The organism is Bacillus safensis FO-36b (assembly GCF_000691165.1).
Taxonomy (GTDB): domain Bacteria; phylum Bacillota; class Bacilli; order Bacillales; family Bacillaceae; genus Bacillus; species Bacillus safensis.
In genome coordinates this window covers 343,969-360,997 of record NZ_ASJD01000003.1, presented here as the reverse complement: position 1 = coordinate 360,997, position 17,029 = coordinate 343,969, and the positions used below count along the sequence as shown (strand labels likewise).

Genomic DNA, 17,029 nt, shown 5'->3' with positions numbered 1-17,029 from the left:
CGCTTATTAACCTGCAAATCGATCTAAATTCGAGAACAGCTCTGTCGTAAAGGACACGATTGTTGAAAGCATCCATGGACCAAACACAACAAGTCCAATGAGTACTGCAACAATCTTAGGAATAAACGCAAGCGTCTGTTCTTGAATTTGGGTTGTCGCCTGAAACACACTGACAATCAGTCCCACAATGAGTGCGAGCGCTAGAAGCGGCCCACTCACAAGCAATACCACATACACTGATCTTTCAGCCATCGTAATGACAAATTCTGAACTCATGTTTTAAGCACCTACTCTAAAAGCTTTGCAGCAAAGATTTAACGATCAAATACCATCCATCGACTAAAACAAATAACAATATTTTGAAAGGGAGCGATATCATAACCGGCGGAAGCATCATCATCCCCATTGACATCAGAACACTTGCGACCACCATGTCAATAATTAAAAATGGAATAAAGATCATAAAACCAATTTGAAATGCCGTCTTTAATTCTGAAATGGCAAAAGCGGGAACCATCGCCGTTAAAGGAATATCTTTAATCGATTCAGGTGTATCCATTTTTGCGTAGCTAAGAAATAAAGCCAAATCTTTTTGTCTTGTATGTTTACTCATAAACTCTTTAATAGGCACTTCGGCTTTTTCATACGCCTGATTTAACGTGATGTCATCATTTAAAAGCGGCGTCAGCGCCTCTTTATTAATCTGTGAGAACGTGGGTGCCATGATAAAAAATGTGAGAAACAACGCAAGTCCAACAAGCACTTGGTTTGGCGGCATTGAGTTGGTTGCAAGTGATGTTCTGACGAATGAAAGAACAATCACAATCCGTGTAAAACACGTCATTAAAATGAGAATGCCCGGTGCAACCGAAAATACTGTTAAAAGTAAAAGAAGACGGACAGATGTGCTGATATTTCCTGCACCGCTGGAATTAAATAAATCAATAAACTCATTCATTTTGTTTCGGGCCTTTCTTTCTGACTTCTGATTGGGTCTTTTTCAATTCGGCTAGCTGCGCCTTTAAATTGGCTGAAAAAGAAGAAGTGGTCGGCTGATCATGTTTCTTTATCTGCGATGTGAATTTTTGAACCATTTTTGGTAAATCGGTTTTGCTTTCCATCGCTTCTTCATATTGTTTCACGATCGCTTCACATTCTTGTTCATCATCAATTTCTTTTAGCAGCTGGATTGAGTCTGCTACGCCGACAACTAATACTCGTTTTCCCACTTTGATCAGCTGGACTGAACGGTTTTGTCCGACTGTCGTTCCGCCGATATTTTCAACATAGCGAAATGGTTTGAGTAAGCGGTTTTGCTTACCAACAAATCTCACTAAACCATAAATAAGCAGGATGACAAAAAGTAAGGCACCAATCATTTTGACAAAATCCATAATGGAGACAGAAGAAGAGGGAACTTCTTCTGCCGGATTCGTTTGATTGTCAGTGGTTTTCTTCTCTGTATCCTTTTTGCTTTCTTTCTCACCTTTGAGCCAGTCATTCACTGTGCCATTCTCAGGATCTTTCGTTTCGGCAAACAGTGAGGCAGGCTGCATCGTCAAGAAAAGCATAAAACTGATCATTGCTATACATATCAAACGTTTTTTCAACAAATCTTACACCCTTTTTTAGCCTAACGTTTTATTAATTGCTTCAAGTACGCGGTCTGCCTGGAATGGCTTCACGATAAAGTCTTTTGCACCTGCTTGGATCGCGTCAATAACCATTGACTGCTGCCCCATTGCAGAACACATGATGATTTTTGCAGAAGCATCGATTTGTTTAATTTCTTTTAGTGCAGTGATTCCGTCCATTTCTGGCATTGTGATATCCATTGTGACAAGATCAGGAGATGTTTCTTTATATTTTTCAACTGCTTGTGCACCGTTTTCTGCTTCTCCTACTACATCAAATCCGTTTTTTACAAGAATATCCTTGATCATCATTCTCATGAATGCTGCATCATCTACGATTAATACCTTAGTAGCCATTTACTTATTCTCTCCCTGTATGTTTGTTTATTTTAAATTAGAAAGTCTTTCTGACTGGCTTAAAATGTCAGTCACACGAACACCAAAGTTCTCATCAATGACAACGACTTCCCCTTTGGCGACGATTCGTTTGTTAACTAGGATGTCTACTGGCTCACCAGCAAGTTTGTCCAGTTCAATGATACTTCCTGCTGAAAGCTCAAGAACTTCTTTTACACTGCGCTGAGTTCTTCCAAGTTCCACCGTAATGGAAAGCGGAATGTCCATCAGCATGTCAAGGTTTCCAAGCTGGTTTGTTGTATGCTGAGGCTCACTGAACGATTCAAATTCAACTGGCGTCACATTTACAGGTGCTGCCGGCTTTGGCTTCGCCTGTCTTTTCGGCGGTGCTGCTTGCTGCGCTGGGGCAGACTGCGTTTGCGGAGCTGCCGGCTGAGGTTCAGGTGCACTCACTTCTTCTTGAACCGGCTCTTCTTCTTGCGCAGGATCTGTTAATTCTGCGATTAAATCCTTCGCAAATGTAATAGGATAAAGCTGCATAATATTTGAATCGATGAGTTCACCTATTTTTAATCTGAAGGATACTTTGACAAGCATTTCTTCAGCTGGAATGCGGTCTGTCCCTTCTCCTTCTTTCACATCAAGTAATTCGACGCGCGGCGGAGAAATATCAATCTTTTTATTAAAGACAGTCGACATGGATGTCGCAGCAGAACCCATCATTTGGTTCATTGCTTCTTGTACTGCACTTAAGTGAATTTCGCTTAAAGAAGGGTCAGCATTTGTCCCGTCTCCACCCATCATTAAGTCCGCAATAACTGCTGCATCTGTTTGCTGGACGACAAGCAGGTTACTTGCGCTGAAGCCTTCCGTATAATTCACTTCAATAGCAACATACGGATGAGGAAATTCCTCATTCAGCATACTTTTTTGAATCACTGTAACAGTTGGAGTTGTAATCTCCACTTTTTGATTTAATAGGGTTGAAAGTGCTGTTGCAGAGCTGCCGAATGAAATATTTCCGATTTCTCCAATAGCATCTTGCTCCATTGCAGAAAGGACTGTATCAGGCTCTATATCGTCATTGCTGCCTCCTTTAAGGAGCGCATCGATTTCGTCTTGTGATAATTTACTTCCGTTATTCTCCATCTTCTTCACCTCTTATGTCGTGATCTAGAATTTGAATCGCCTGTTTCCGATTCACGCGGCCGGCCTGTCCCAAGAATTTCGGTTTATTTCCGACCATAACAGTAAGAGGCGCATTTACTGGTTTGTCCAAGGCAATACAATCACCAATTTCCAAATTCAAAAACTCTTCCACCGTCATTTCCGATTGTCCCAGCTCTGCGACTACCGGTATTTTTGCCTTCATAATCCGTTTTTCAATGGCCTTTGTTTCTTGCTGTTTTGGTTCATTTCGTTCAGACTGCATCCAGTAGTGTACAGACAGCTTCGGAATAATAGGCTCTAATACAACGTGAGGAATACATAGGTTAATAACCCCGCTTACCTCGCCAATCTGTGTATTAAGAGAAATGACGACAACTGTTTCGTTTGGTGACACCATTTGAACAAACTGGGGATTTACCTCGAAATCTGCCATTTCAGGCTCGATGTCGGTTATGGACTGCCACGCTTCTCTGTAATTTTCCAAAGCTCCCTCAAACATGTTTGAGATAATCTTTGTTTCAATTTCTGTAAGTGATTCTGTCTTATTATGACTAATGCCAATCCCGCCCATCAGCCTGTCCATCATCGCATAGCCGATTGTTGGGTTTACTTCAAGCATGATTCTTCCTTCAAGCGGGCTGACATAAAATAAGTTTAATAATGTCATATTAGGAATCGAACGAATAAATTCTTCGTATGGTACTTGGTCAACCGAGCTGACAGTAATTTGAATATATGATCTTAGCTGCGCTGAAAAATGCGTGGTGAGCAGTCTAGCGAAGTTATCATGAATCCTTGTTAAACTTCGAATCTGGTCTTTTGAAAAGCGCAGTGCACGTTTAAAGTCATACACCTTCACTTTTTTCGTCGTTTCCTCTTTTTTCAGCTCTTCTGCATCCATTTCGCCTGTTGAGATGGCGGATAATAATGCGTCGATCTCATTCTGGGAAAGCACTTCTCCTGACATTTCTTCACCTCCATCGCGTTAATTAATCGCCTCTATTGCAGATTAAAGGAGGTTATATATACTTCTTTCACCTTGCCATCTTGCAAATAGTTATTCACTTTGTTTTTGACTTGTGTTTTAAAATGTTCTCTGCCTTTTTTGCCATCAAGTTCATCTGCATTCGTGTCTGATAAAATGTCGATTACAGCATCTTTTACCTGGAAACTTCTTTTCTCAAGCTCTGATTTTGCTTTTTCAGAGTCCGTTTCAATATTCAGGACAAGTTTGACAGCATTTCCTTCAGACTTTAAATTGGTGATAATCTCAGGAATTTCAACAGAAGCTTTTACGACTTCATCTGCTGTTGGCTCTTTTTCAGCTTTTGCTTCGTCTGACCCATTCAGCAGAAAAAAGATGCCTGCTCCAATTCCGACGATGGCAATAATCATGATTAGCATTACTACGACTAATTTCTTCTTCATTCAAACTCCTCTATTCCTTGATTCAATGAAATGACTTGGATTTTTCTGTAGAAAGAAATGATTTTCTCTTGAAGCTGCTCCTCATCTTCTTTCACAACGAATTTCTTTCCATTGGCCAAAGTAATGGTCGTGTCTGGAAAACTTTCGATTTGCTCGATATGGAGAGCGTTCAGCATAAATCCTTTGCCATTTAATCTTGTCACTTCAATCATATTAAGCAGAGAAGCGAGCATCCGCTCCCCCTACCTCCTATCGTTTCAGATTCACAAGCTCTTGCAGAATTTCATCAGATGTTGTAATCGTCTTTGCATTCGATTGGAATCCACGCTGCGCGATAATCATTTCGGTAAACTCGTCTGTTAAATCAACGTTTGACATTTCAAGTTTCCCTGTTTGAAGTTCACCTGTTCCTTGACTTCCAGGAGCGATGGCATTACTTGGCGCACCGGAACTGAGCGTTTGGCGGTATAGGTTATCCCCAACTTTGTCTAATCCTCCTGCATTACTGAATGACACAAGTGATACTTGCCCAACAGTACGAGAAACGTTGTTCTCAACAACAGAAACGGTCCCATCTGGCCCAACACTGACACTTGACACATTGTCGCTTGGAATGTTGATTCTTTGCCCATCCATGCCAAGTAGATAGTTTCCATCAGGTGTTGCCAAATCCCCATTTGAATCAGGTTTGAAGTTCCCTGTTCTTGTAAATAGGATTTCACCTTGCTTTTGAATACGGAAAAATCCATCTCCATTAATATAGAAATCAAATGGTTCGTCTGTATTTTGAGAAGAACCTGATTTCATGATTTTATCAATAGAAGATAAAGATGATCCTAAACCAATTTGTTTTGAGTTGATTGAACCAGAGTTGTTCGTTGGTCCACCTGAGCTTGAAATGGTTTGGCTGACCATATCTTTAAACGTGATACGGCTTTTTTTGTATCCGTGTGTATTGACGTTGGCTACGTTGTTGGCTACCACATCTAATTTTGATTGGAAGTTTTTCATTCCGCTAATTCCTGAGTAAAGTGAGCGTAACATTTATTTTCCTCCTCGAATTACTTCGTTTTTTCTCCAACTGCTGTAACATCCCAAGGGCTGATTTTCGTTCCATCTTCTAAAACAAGTAAGTATTCATTGTCTATGTTTTTAACAGACTTCACAGTGCCCGATATCTCTTTATCATCCAATTTGCCCGATACTTCTTTACCAATCCAGCCTACATACGTCGTAAACGGATCTTGGTGTGCAACAAATGTAGACATGAGCTGATTCAGCTTGGTGATCGAATCGTTCATATTGGTTTGCTGTTCTAAAGATGAAAATGTCGCAAGCTGCGTGACAAACTCACGGTCATCAAGCGGGTTTGTCGGATCTTGGTTTTGAAGCTGCGTGAGCAAAATTTTCAAGAATTGATCTTTGCCAAGCGTATCTGTTTTCTTTTCTGCTTTTGAAGAAGTGTCTGCTTGTGCGGCTGTTCTATTCGTAGCATCAACTGTTGCCATTAGATCTCCTCCTCTTCTTCATCTGACCCAACAAGAGCATCCAGTACATCTTGGAATTCTGTTTCCTGTTCATCAGTCTGCTGGAAATTCTGTCCTTTTGGCTGCTGCTTGTTTTCTTCACTAAACTGTCCAAATAACGGCTGCTCATTTGATTGAAGCGGTATATGGAAACGGTCCACTTGAACCGACATATTTGGAAGCGCCTGCTTGAGCTGCGGCAGATGATGCTCTAACAGCTCTTTCGCTGCTTGCGTCGAGGCTGTAATTTTACTCGCATACATACCGTTTTGCTTCGTTAGCTGAATGGTAATGAATCCAAGATTTTCAGGATTTAATCGAACGGTAAAGCGTCCGCTTGAATTACCAAACGGCGTGAATTTCATTTGCTTCCACGTGTTTAGAATTTGCTGATCAACCGTTCCTGGCTTTTCATCAGTCGTTTGTGTCTGCTGAACAGGAGCCGCTGACTGCAGTTGGAAAAACTGCTTATGACCTGGCAGAAGCGAGTGGGTCATTATTTTTTCAGAAGCTGGTGCAGCAGCGCTTTGTCCTTTAACGACTTCTTTTTTGATGAGCCACTCAAGAGATGCATTCCCTTTTGCCGGAGAAGCGAGTGTAGATTCTTGTTTTGGAGAGATTAGTTCCTTCAACTCTCCTAGTGAAATTTTCCACTCTTTGTCAGACCCTTTCGCATTCGCCATCATATGGTCGATTAGCTGATTAAAGTGCTTTAGCTCACTTTGAGTCATCGAATTCAGCTTTGGCGCTGAACCCTGCGAGAAGAACTGCTCTTTTACTTGCTGAATGAGTTTTTCATCTACCCCGTTTTTAGAAAGAAAGTGGATAAAGTCTTGACCTTTCCCTTCAATATCCTGCACAAGTTTCGCATCAAAGCTTGGCGGCTGTTGATTAAGCAATTGATAGATGAAGAAGTGGACTTGTATGAGCTGTTCACTATGTTCAGAACCTGGCTTTTCAGCTTGATCACCGTAAATGGAAGATTCCATTTTTTGAAATAATTCTTCAAGTGATTTGAGATCAGATGATTCAAGCGTTTGACCCTGTAGTGTTTGAAGCGCACTTAGTAGGTCTGCGTTCATTCCTTCTTCAGGTGATTGCATCCATTTTTCAACAATTTGCATCGCATCATTGATAGAAAGAGAGGCAAGAGCGGCTGTTTCAGCATGAACAGGACCGCTTTGAGCGCCTGCTCCGCTAAGCAATTGTTTAAACAAACCGCGTGCAGATGCAGCGCCGTCTCCTTTTAGCCCTGAGAGACCTTGAGAAGATTGCTGTAAGGCTCCAATATCCAATAGCTTCACTTATTGTCCACCCCCATTTTCACTTTCTTCTTTTTTGGCAAGCTCTTTTGTAAACGTTGCTGCCTTCTGAGGTGTCAGTTTTGCTAATATGTCTGTCAGTTTATTTTTGCTCAGCTCTTCAAGGATTTTTAACGCCTCTTTATCACTTAATTCTGATAAAATTTTGGCGGATTTCCCTGGGTCCATGCTTTCATAAATGCTGGCGACCTTTCCTTTTGTCTGCTGATTAGAGGAAGCCGCTGTATCAGAGGACGCCCCTGCTGAGTTATTACCTGACGTGTTATTTGATGAGCTGTTATTCGATGAGCTGTTATTCGATGAACTGTCATTGGCTGACGTATTCTTTGCATCATTTTCAGATGTTTTTTCAAGTGAATTGATTTTTTGATTCAGTCTTTTAATCTCTTCATCACTTGTTTTCAAATCTTTTTGTGCAATTTCGAGCTCATTCTTTTGCTCTTTAATGGTCTTTTTCAGTTCTTTCAACTCTGCATCGCTTTGATCATTAGGTGAAGATGACGTTTTTGAGGTGTCATCTGAACCAACCAAACTGCTGATCCCAGGAATGTTTTGGAGCGGTTTTTTTAGATCAAAACCTGCCATATAAAGGATCGTGCCAGTGACAATCACAAGCACAATCAATGGGATGATGACAATAAACAAGATCCATTGAAATTTTCCGCCGCCTGATTCCTTCGTTTTTTCCTTCTTAGGCATTCATCTCGACTCCTAATGTCCTTGAAACATGAATTGGCTGATAGAGATATCATCCATTTCTTTCATTTCAATTGCCTTATGTTCAAGGGAGAACTTTTCAAATTGCTTTTCTTTCATTTTTTCAAACTTTTTAAACTCAATGTTTTTTTCAGTTAAATCAGATTGTTTTTCATTCATTTGATGGCGTTTCATGATCACAAGCTGCTGATAATGCTGAATGGTGTTATCTAAGTTGGTCACAAATTGCTGGTAATGACGCATTTCTTGAACACTCATTCCACTTCTCAGCTTTTCTTCTTTGCTTTTTTCCATTAGCTCTTTTTTACTCATATTTTCATAGAGTTTTTCAGCGACTTGCTCAAATGCCGAAACGGATTGTTGGTACGCTGCGAGTGACTTGTCTTTTTCACTTTCTTTCAGTTCTAAGAGCTTTTGAAATTTGTATTGATATCTCACTGTTTTTGTCAATCCTCTCTATTCATCAAACTGAGCAATAAACTCACACTGTCTTCAATAGATACAGCCTCTTCTACATCCTGCTTCAAAAATGAAATCAGATGAGGATAAGCCTGCATGGCCTCATCAATATCTTTGGAGGAGCCTTTTTTATATGCTCCAATATTAATGAGGTCTTCAGCGTTTTGATAAGTGGACAAAAGCTGGCGGAACCGGTTAGCCGCTTCCTTGTGATCATGACTTGCGATATTACTCATGACACGGCTGATACTTTTCAAAATGTTAACAGCGGGAAATTGTCCTTTGTTGGCTAAAGCACGATCAAGTACAATGTGCCCGTCAAGGATCCCCCTCACTGTATCAGCGATCGGCTCGTTCATATCGTCTCCATCAACAAGCACTGTGTAAAACGCTGTGATGGAACCAAGCTGATTTGTCCCAGTTCGTTCGAGCAATTTTGGCAGTATAGCGAACACTGAAGGTGTATATCCTTTTGTTGTTGGCGGCTCGCCAGTTGCGAGTCCTATTTCCCTTTGCGCCATGGCGACCCTCGTAACAGAATCCATCATGAACATGACATTTTTGCCTCTGTCCCTGAAATACTCCGCAATAGCTGTTGCTGTATACGCAGCTTTCAGTCTCGTCAGTGCAGGCTGGTCAGAAGTAGCAACGACAACAATTGATCGCTTCAGTCCTTCAGAACCTAAATCCTTTTCAATAAACTCACGAACTTCACGGCCACGCTCTCCAACAAGGGCAATGACATTCAGGTCTGCTTCTGTCTGCTTTGCAATCATCCCCATTAAGGTACTTTTTCCAACACCACTTCCGGCAAAAATCCCGATCCTTTGACCAGTGCCAACTGTGAGCAAACTATCAATGACTCTAACACCGACACCCATCTTTTCTCGAATAGGCGGCCTGTCCATTGGATTTGGGGGTGACTGATCTGTCGAAACAGGTGCAAGTCCTTTTGGAAGCATACTGCCATCAAGCGGATCACCGAAGGCATCAACGACTTCACCAATTAATCCAGTCCCTACTTTGACCTTCAGCGACTCACCCGTCGCTTCAACAAGACTTCCTGGTGAAATATTGGATGCTTCTACATAAGGCATGAGCAAAATGTTTTCATCTCTAAACCCTACGACCTCTGCTTTTATCGGATGGTGCTTGCTCCCTTTTTTATGAATGAGACAAACATCACCGATCGAACTCTCCGGCCCCTTAGATTCAATCATGAGCCCAACCACTCGATTGACTTTACCAAATCGTTTATAAGGATCGGCAGTTTCAATCGTTTCTTTTAGTACATCCATTTTCATTTGTGATCACCTGAATCAATGACTTCTAATAATTTTTCTTTCAACTGATTCATTTGGGTATCAACACTCGCTTCCACTTTTCCAAAACTTGTTTCTACGTAACAAGTTCCTTTTGGCGCTTTTTCATCCGAGTAAATGGCAAGGTGTGTATCCTTTTGAAGGATTCTAATCAATTCGTCTTTATATTCCATCACATGCTCGTAATGTTCAGGGTCAACATAGATGGAAATATCATCATATTCTTTCACTTCTGAAATGACCTGCTTCACAAGAGCCAAAAATGGATCTTTCGTGTCCTCAGCTGCATTCCAAACGCGTTTGGCGAGTTCAAAAGCGAGTTCTACAATTTGCTCAGCAGAGCTTTCAATTTTTTCTTCGTAATCCTGCCTTGCAAGACTGACGATGTCATTTGCTTGATCAAGAATAGCTTGGTACTGCATATTCGCATCTGCTTCGCCCTTTTGGAAGCCTTCTTGATAACCTGCTTGTTTCGCTTCTTCAATGAGCTGCATTCTTTCCTCTTCAAAATCAGTCCGGCGCTGATTGATTTCAGCCATTGTTTTTTCCAGCTCACTGTTTGCTTGTTCTAATATGCGGCTCGCTTGATCTTCTGCATCACTGAGTACTAGCTGCGATGCTTCAGTTTCATTGACAAGCTCTTCTTCGTGATGTTCTCTTTTAAAGTTTACTTGCTGTAAAGGAATCGTTTGCCGCCCTTGTTCAGGAATAACAGATGTTTCATGTTTGATAATCCTAGACAATGATATCGTCTCCTCCGCCTCGAGCTATGACGATTTCTCCAGCTTCCTCAAGTCGTCTTACGATGCTGACAATACGGGTTTGTGCTTCCTCGACATCTCTAAGCCGGACAGGCCCCATAAACTCCATTTCTTCTTTGAATGTTTCGACCATCCGCTGTGACATGTTGCGGAAGACAATTTCTTTGACTTCTTCGCTTGCCACTTTGAGTGCGAGCAATAAGTCATCATTTTCAACATCTCTGATGACACGCTGAATCGCTCTGCTGTCAAGAGTGACAATATCTTCAAAGACAAACATACGTTTCTTAATTTCATCAGCAAGCTCTGGATCTTGAATTTCAAGTGTGTCTAAAATGGTTTTCTCAGTAGCACGGTCTACACCATTTAGCACTTCTACAACCGCTTCGACTCCGCCCGTTTGCGTATAGTCCTGCGTAAAGGTTGAAGAAAGCTTTTGTTCAAGAATACGCTCCACCTCATTGATGATCTCTGGAGATGTACGGTCCATTAAGGCAATACGTCTCGCAACCTCAGTTTGTACTTCCTCGCCTAACTCAGATAAAATTTGCCCAGCCTGCACTGGATCCAGGTAGGAAAGGATAAGTGCTATCGTTTGTGGATGCTCATGCTGGATAAAGTTTAAAATTTGTTCTGGGTCAGCCTTTCGAGCAAAATCAAATGGTTTCACTTGAAGAGAGGATGTTAGCCTGTTTAAGATGCTGTCCGCTTTATCCTCACCAAGCGCTTTTTCAAGCACTTGTCTTGCGTACATAAGACCGCCCTGCGATATGTAGTCCTGCGCGATGGCAATGCTGTGAAACTCTTCGATGACTTCATCTTTTTTAGCAGTATCTACACTTCGTACATTGGAAATTTCTAATGTTAATTTTTCTATTTCGTCTTCAGACAGATGTTTGTATACAGATGCTGACACGTCTAGCCCTAAGGAAATCATTAGGATTGCTGCTTTTTGTCTGCCTGTTAGTCGATTTGGATCTTTTCTCGACATGTGTATTCCTCCTAATCCTCGGACAGCCAGCTGCGTAGCAATTTAGCAAAGTCTTCTGGTTTTTCTTTTGCCATTTTTTCAAGCTGATTTTTTCTCACCATTTCTTCTGTTTCTGGTTCAGTGTCGATATCAGGAACATCGATTGGTGTACGTTCATCAAACTCAAACTCTTCTTCCTCATCTCTTCTACGCTTGCGTACAAGAAGAATGATAAGAGCGATAATTGCAAGTAGAAGCACACCGCCTACAATATAAACCCAAATTGGAATATTGTTTGAAGGGTTATCTGCCGCAGTTTGCTGTTTACCGTCTAATTTTGATACAGATAAAACGATTTTGTTATCTAAGTCGGCTTGAGTGAGCGCTTGACCATTTGTGTATTCTTTATCAATCGATGTGCTAATGATCGTTGAAAGAATCTTTTTGATATCATCTTGTCTTTCAGCCGTTAAAGAGTTTACATCGTTTGCAGTTGGTGGTTCGACCAATGCTTGAATGCCAACATCTCTAATTTTATAAGGGCTTTCTTTGATATCTTTATGAATGCGGTTGACTTCATAATTGATGCGATCTTCGCTCTTTTCGTAATCTCCGCTTCCATTCGCTCCATCGGCACCTTGATAATTTGTGACATCATCGTCACCTGTTCCAGCGGTGCCTCCAGCTGCTGCGCCGTTACCTGAATAAGTTTCAGCAATCTTTTCAGCGCTGACAGCAATCCCCTGCATGTTTTCTTTATCAACAGGTTCTACTAGGTCTTCTTTTCTTTTTTCTTCAGTAAAATCAATGTCTGTTGTGACCGATACAGCCACTTTATCTTGACCCATCATTGTTCCGAGCAGCTGCTGAATTTTTCTTTGAAGATTCTTTTCGATTTCCTCTTTTTTCTGCTGCTGTGCATCCATTCCACTTGCATAGGAATCGGAGCTGGTGTTTAAGTCGTAGTAGTTGGAATCTTGGTCCATAATGACAATGTTTTCTGTTTTTAAATTCGGCACACTTTTTGAAATAAGATGATAAAGGCCTTTTACTTGCTGCGGTGTGAGCGTGTAGCCCGGCTCAACTTGCAGCACTATGGATGCTGATGCATTACTTTGCTCTTCTCCAACAAAAACGGAATCTTTTGGCAGGTTAATCATCACTTTTGAATCTTTAATCCCATCAATTGTGTTGATCAGATTGGATAGTTCTGTCTGAGTTGCGTCTACTTTCAGAACATCAAATTCATTATCTGTTAAACCGAAGCCTGAATTGTTTGCAAAGAAGGAATAATCAATGTTGCCTGTCTTAGGGAGCCCTTCGGATGCGAGTGTTACTTTTAAAGAATCTGCTTGCTTTTCTGGAACGAGAATCGTTGTTCCATTGTTTGCAAGTTCCGATTTAACGTTTTTGCCATCTAGTTCCTGTTTGATTTGTCCAGCTTCTGCCTCAGACAAGTCTCTAAAGAGCGGAACCATTTTTTCAGAAGAAGCAAAGATGCTAACAACCGTAATAATGATTGCTAGGGCAGCAACGCCGCCAATCATGAGTATTTTTTGTAATTTTGATCGATTTCGCCAAAACTCAACTGTTTTTGTTCTTAATTGCATTAAAGTACGATTCATCTTAACCCCCGGTCATTCCATTCAGTCTTTTTTTGTCCACCAGCACCTCCTACATCTGCATTCTCATAATCTCTTGGTACGCTTCGACTGCTTTATTTCGAAACTCTGTTGCAGCTGTGAGTGTGACACTCGCTTTTTGTGAAGCAATCATGACTTCATCGAGATTGACATCTTTTCCTTGTGCAAGCGCATTTGTATACTGGTCTGATTTCAGCTGTGATTGATTTAATGCCTCAATGGAATTCTTCAGCACATCAGAGAAATTCGTTTGACTTTTAGGTGCAGCCGCCTGAATGGGCGTTGCATTCGTCAATTCACTTGCTTGCTGAGCAGTTTGAAGCTGGAAAGGAGATATTGCATTAACCAATTGTTTTCACCTTACTTTCCTATTTCTAAAGCTTTCATCAGCATGCTTTTATTCGCATTTAGAGCAGTCACGTTTGCTTCATATGATCTTGAGCTGCTGATGAGGTCGACCATTTCTTTTAATGGATCGACATTTGGTGTTTGAACATATCCATTTTCATTGGCATCGGGATTTGTAGGATCATATTGAAGGTTGAATGGAGTTTCGTCTTCAGTAATCTTTGTTACTTTGACGCCGTTTCCTAATTTGCCGCTCGAATTCATACTTGAGTTCAATATAGATGAAAACGATTCACCTGACGGCTGTAATGTGACAAGCTTACGTCTATAAGGCTCCCAGTTGCCATCAACCTGTTTAGCTCTTGTCGTATCCATATTTGCAAGGTTTGAGGATACAACGTCCATTCTGAGCCTCTGTGCCGTTAATGCTGAGGCCGAAGCGTTCACTCCTGAAAAGATCGACATCACTTACCTCCTGTCAAAACTGTTTTAAGAGAATTGAATTTCCCGCTCATTCTTTCCACCAGCGCATTATACTGAATTTGGTTTTTAGCGAGTTCACTCATCTCTTGATCAATATCGACATTATTTCCGTTTTCTTGATAAGAAGTACGGTTGCTCGAAACAACTGAATAATTAGACCCTGTTTTTGAAAAATCAATGTGACCTTGGTATGTTTTTTTAGCATCTAATTTGATTGACGCATCATTTAGCATGTCATGGAATGCGACGTTTTTCGACTTGTAGTTCGGTGTATCTATATTCGCGATATTATTGCTTATGACTTTTTGCTTAACATTCGCTCTGCCCAAGGCATTCTCAAGGTTGCTTATCGTTCCAGAAAATATATCCAAAACCATATACCTCCAATCATATGTATTTCATTCCATTTAATCATGTCGAGATTTGTAAAACCATATGTTCATTGTAAGAAATAATAGGATTAAAGTCTATGATGTATATGTAAAAAAAACTCGTAATATATATCTATTTTACGAATAGGTATAAAGGCCTAGATTCAAAGCACTACAGATTTGTAAGGGGTTTCTTGGAAAAAAGAGTGACATTTTTCGGACAAATCCTCATTTTTTCACATAAAAAAACCCTTTTCAGCATTTATTTCGGCCAAAAAGGGTTTTTGATTAATGAGATTTTAAATTTTCGAGTTCAATTAAAAATTTGTTGTTTAACACTTTGATGTACGTTCCCTTCATTCCAAGAGAACGAGATTCGATTACGCCTGCACTTTCTAACTTACGTAAGGCGTTTACGATCACTGAACGCGTAATCCCTACACGATCTGCAATTTTACTTGCGACAAGAAGACCTTCGTTTCCATCCAGCTCTTCAAAAATGTGCTCAATCGCTTCAAGCTCACTATATGAAAGAGAGCTAATCGCCATTTGGACAACCGCTTTGCTTCTTGCTTCTTCTTCGATTTCCTCTGCTTTCTCGCGAAGAATCTCCATTCCAACAACTGTTGCCCCGTATTCAGCAAGAATTAAATCATCATCTGTGAATGTATCTTGTAAGCGGGACAGGATTAACGTACCTAAACGATCTCCTCCGCCGATAATTGGGACAATTGTTGTTAAGCCTGATTGGAATAAGTCACGGTTCTCAATAGGGAAAGCTGTATATTCACTGTTAATATCAAGGTTTGAAGACGTTTCAGGGACATTGAATAGACTCTTTGTATATTCCTCAGGGAACTGACGATCTTCAAGCATTTTTTTCATACGTGCATTTTCGATCTGCTGATTAATGGAGTAGCCAAGAAGCTTTCCTCTTCTGCTTAATACGAAAATGTTTGAATCAATGACATCTCTCAGTGTTTCTGCCATTTCTTTAAAATTAACTGGTTTCCCCGCTGCATCTTGCAGCATTGAGTTAATAATCCTTGTTTTTTGTAGTAACGCCATAATAATGATCCTCCTAGATTACTTTATTCATTTGTTAAAGTATAAATTGACTTAAATCTTTGTTATTTGCAATCTTTCCTAGCTTCTCTTCGACATACTGAGGGGTAATGGTCACTGTCTCCATCGTAATATCAGGCGCCTCAAATGAAAGCTCTTCAAGCAGCTTCTCAAGTATGGTATGAAGCCTTCTTGCACCGATGTTATCTGTCTCCTGATTGACATGATAAGCCACTTCGGCAATCTTATGAATAGCATCGTCAGAAAATTCAAGAGATATACCTTCTGTTTCAAGTAAAGCTTTATATTGCTTTAATAATGCATTATCTGGTTCCGTTAAGATTTTCACAAAGTCTTCTATACTTAATTTATCTAATTCTACACGGATTGGGAAACGTCCCTGAAGCTCCGGAATCAAATCTGATGGCTTTGCCATATGAAATGCACCTGCTGCAACAAACAGCACATGATCAGTTTTAACGGCACCATATTTCGTCATCACAGTTGAACCTTCTACAATCGGTAAAATATCACGCTGAACCCCTTCACGAGAAACATCTGCAGATGATGCACCACCGCTTTTGGCAATTTTGTCGATTTCATCGATAAAAATAATTCCTTGCTGCTCTGCTTTGTAGACCGCTTCCTGACTGACTTCATCCATATCAATCAGTTTTGAAGCTTCCTCAGCCGTTAACGCCTTTCTTGCTTCTCTGACAGTCAGCTTTCTGCGTTTTTTCTTTTTAGGCATGAGATTGCCGAGCGCATCCTGCATGTTCATACCCATTTGCTCCATACCCGAGCCTTGAAGCATATCAAACATGGAAGGCTGCTGTTCTTCTACTTCAATCGTGACGTAATGATCTTCAAGTTCTCCCATAGCCAGCTGATGAGCGATTCGCTTTCTTGTCGATTCGAGTTCCACTTCTTCATTTGAATGATCTCGATCACGGTCATCTTCATCAGAACCGCCAAACAGCATCTCAAAAGGATTTTTCACAGACTGGCTCTTTTTCTTACCAGGAACAAGTAAATGAACAAGACGTTTATTTGCTTGTTTTTCTGCTTCTTCTTGAACATCTTTCATCTTTTCTTCTTTGACAAGTCTAATCGCTGTTTCAACTAAATCTCTCACCATGGACTCTACGTCACGGCCGACATAACCCACTTCAGTAAACTTCGTCGCTTCCACTTTAATAAAAGGCGCACCAGAAATTCGAGCAATTCTGCGGGCAATTTCTGTTTTCCCCACACCTGTTGGGCCGATCATTAAAATGTTTTTAGGAACGACTTCATCCTTTAGCTTATCATGTAAAAGACTTCTTCTGTAACGGTTTCTTAAAGCCACCGCCACTGCTTTTTTCGCATCAAGCTGACCAATGATGTATTGATCAAGCTTTTCAACTATCTCTCTTGGGGTAAACGGCTTTTTCTCCATACGTCTCATGTCCTT

The 17,029-nt window shown here is 40.7% G+C and carries 22 protein-coding genes; all 22 read right to left on the bottom strand.

The features are described from left to right. Nucleotides 1-6: 6 nt before the first annotated feature. The 22 genes from fliQ to hslU all read right to left on the bottom strand — a co-directional run bounded on the left by fliQ (nt 7) and on the right by hslU (nt 17,014). Complete coding sequence (fliQ, locus tag BA81_RS09710; RefSeq protein ID WP_003211206.1) at nt 7-276, bottom strand: flagellar biosynthesis protein FliQ; 270 nt, start codon at nt 274-276, stop codon at nt 7-9. Nucleotides 277-292: 16 nt separating this feature from the next. Further along, complete coding sequence (fliP, locus tag BA81_RS09705; RefSeq protein ID WP_008354479.1) at nt 293-958, bottom strand: flagellar type III secretion system pore protein FliP; 666 nt, start codon at nt 956-958, stop codon at nt 293-295. Further along, complete coding sequence (gene fliZ / locus BA81_RS09700; RefSeq protein ID WP_024426981.1) at nt 951-1,610, bottom strand: flagella biosynthesis regulatory protein FliZ; 660 nt, start codon at nt 1,608-1,610, stop codon at nt 951-953. Before fliZ ends, fliP begins: the two co-directional genes overlap by 8 nt. Before the next feature lie 18 nt (nt 1,611-1,628). Continuing rightward, a complete protein-coding gene (gene cheY, locus BA81_RS09695) occupies nt 1,629-1,991 on the bottom strand; it encodes a chemotaxis protein CheY (protein ID WP_007499584.1) in 363 nt (120 codons plus the stop codon). A 27-nt stretch (nt 1,992-2,018) separates the two neighbouring features. Continuing rightward, nucleotides 2,019-3,140, bottom strand: coding sequence for a flagellar motor switch phosphatase FliY (fliY, locus tag BA81_RS09690; RefSeq protein ID WP_034281787.1), 1,122 nt, complete (start codon nt 3,138-3,140; stop codon nt 2,019-2,021). Beyond that, the gene (gene fliM, locus BA81_RS09685; protein ID WP_024424167.1) at nt 3,130-4,128 is read right to left on the bottom strand and encodes a flagellar motor switch protein FliM; all 999 of its coding nucleotides are present in this window, start codon (nt 4,126-4,128) and stop codon (nt 3,130-3,132) included. Before fliM ends, fliY begins: the two co-directional genes overlap by 11 nt. 32 nt (nt 4,129-4,160) lie before the next feature. Next, nucleotides 4,161-4,589 carry a flagellar basal body-associated protein FliL gene (gene fliL / locus BA81_RS09680; protein WP_024424168.1) on the bottom strand — a complete coding sequence of 143 codons (429 nt, stop codon included), beginning with the start codon at nt 4,587-4,589 and terminating at the stop codon, nt 4,161-4,163. After that, nucleotides 4,586-4,801 carry a swarming motility protein SwrD gene (gene swrD / locus BA81_RS09675; protein ID WP_008344794.1) on the bottom strand — a complete coding sequence of 72 codons (216 nt, stop codon included), beginning with the start codon at nt 4,799-4,801 and terminating at the stop codon, nt 4,586-4,588. The genes fliL and swrD overlap by 4 nt, the downstream gene beginning before the upstream one ends. 37 nt (nt 4,802-4,838) lie before the next feature. Continuing rightward, nucleotides 4,839-5,633, bottom strand: coding sequence for a flagellar basal body rod protein FlgG (gene flgG, locus BA81_RS09670; protein ID WP_034281786.1), 795 nt, complete (start codon nt 5,631-5,633; stop codon nt 4,839-4,841). Between the two features lie 17 nt (nt 5,634-5,650). Next, nucleotides 5,651-6,097: a flagellar hook assembly protein FlgD gene (gene flgD, locus BA81_RS09665; RefSeq protein ID WP_024426978.1), complete on the bottom strand. Its 447-nt coding sequence runs from the start codon at nt 6,095-6,097 to the stop codon at nt 5,651-5,653. After that, nucleotides 6,097-7,419 carry a flagellar hook-length control protein FliK gene (locus tag BA81_RS09660; protein WP_034281784.1) on the bottom strand — a complete coding sequence of 441 codons (1,323 nt, stop codon included), beginning with the start codon at nt 7,417-7,419 and terminating at the stop codon, nt 6,097-6,099. The genes flgD and BA81_RS09660 overlap by 1 nt, the downstream gene beginning before the upstream one ends. Then, on the bottom strand, nt 7,420-8,136 hold the full coding sequence (locus BA81_RS09655; protein WP_034281782.1) for a MotE family protein: 717 nt from the start codon (nt 8,134-8,136) through the stop codon (nt 7,420-7,422). A gap of 12 nt (nt 8,137-8,148) precedes the next feature. Then, nucleotides 8,149-8,592: a flagellar export protein FliJ gene (gene fliJ / locus BA81_RS09650; RefSeq protein WP_024424173.1), complete on the bottom strand. Its 444-nt coding sequence runs from the start codon at nt 8,590-8,592 to the stop codon at nt 8,149-8,151. 8 nt (nt 8,593-8,600) lie between these two features. Then, nucleotides 8,601-9,917 carry a flagellar protein export ATPase FliI gene (fliI, locus tag BA81_RS09645; protein ID WP_034281781.1) on the bottom strand — a complete coding sequence of 439 codons (1,317 nt, stop codon included), beginning with the start codon at nt 9,915-9,917 and terminating at the stop codon, nt 8,601-8,603. After that, nucleotides 9,914-10,678: a flagellar assembly protein FliH gene (fliH, locus tag BA81_RS09640; protein ID WP_034281779.1), complete on the bottom strand. Its 765-nt coding sequence runs from the start codon at nt 10,676-10,678 to the stop codon at nt 9,914-9,916. The genes fliI and fliH overlap by 4 nt, the downstream gene beginning before the upstream one ends. Then, nucleotides 10,671-11,687 (bottom strand): flagellar motor switch protein FliG, encoded by a 1,017-nt coding sequence (fliG, locus tag BA81_RS09635; RefSeq protein WP_034281776.1) that lies wholly within the window; start codon nt 11,685-11,687, stop codon nt 10,671-10,673. Before fliG ends, fliH begins: the two co-directional genes overlap by 8 nt. An 11-nt stretch (nt 11,688-11,698) precedes the next feature. Then, nucleotides 11,699-13,291 (bottom strand): flagellar basal-body MS-ring/collar protein FliF, encoded by a 1,593-nt coding sequence (gene fliF / locus BA81_RS09630; protein WP_024424177.1) that lies wholly within the window; start codon nt 13,289-13,291, stop codon nt 11,699-11,701. 49 nt (nt 13,292-13,340) lie between these two features. Next, the gene (gene fliE, locus BA81_RS09625; RefSeq protein ID WP_034281774.1) at nt 13,341-13,658 is read right to left on the bottom strand and encodes a flagellar hook-basal body complex protein FliE; all 318 of its coding nucleotides are present in this window, start codon (nt 13,656-13,658) and stop codon (nt 13,341-13,343) included. An 11-nt stretch (nt 13,659-13,669) separates the two neighbouring features. Continuing rightward, nucleotides 13,670-14,122, bottom strand: a complete 453-nt coding sequence (gene flgC, locus BA81_RS09620) for a flagellar basal body rod protein FlgC (RefSeq protein ID WP_024424179.1) — start codon at nt 14,120-14,122, stop codon at nt 13,670-13,672. Continuing rightward, the gene (gene flgB, locus BA81_RS09615) at nt 14,122-14,511 is read right to left on the bottom strand and encodes a flagellar basal body rod protein FlgB (RefSeq protein WP_012009952.1); all 390 of its coding nucleotides are present in this window, start codon (nt 14,509-14,511) and stop codon (nt 14,122-14,124) included. Before flgB ends, flgC begins: the two co-directional genes overlap by 1 nt. Before the next feature lie 288 nt (nt 14,512-14,799). Next, nucleotides 14,800-15,579: a GTP-sensing pleiotropic transcriptional regulator CodY gene (gene codY / locus BA81_RS09610; RefSeq protein ID WP_007499612.1), complete on the bottom strand. Its 780-nt coding sequence runs from the start codon at nt 15,577-15,579 to the stop codon at nt 14,800-14,802. Between the two features lie 34 nt (nt 15,580-15,613). Then, on the bottom strand, nt 15,614-17,014 hold the full coding sequence (gene hslU, locus BA81_RS09605; protein ID WP_024424180.1) for an ATP-dependent protease ATPase subunit HslU: 1,401 nt from the start codon (nt 17,012-17,014) through the stop codon (nt 15,614-15,616). Nucleotides 17,015-17,029: the final 15 nt, after the last annotated feature.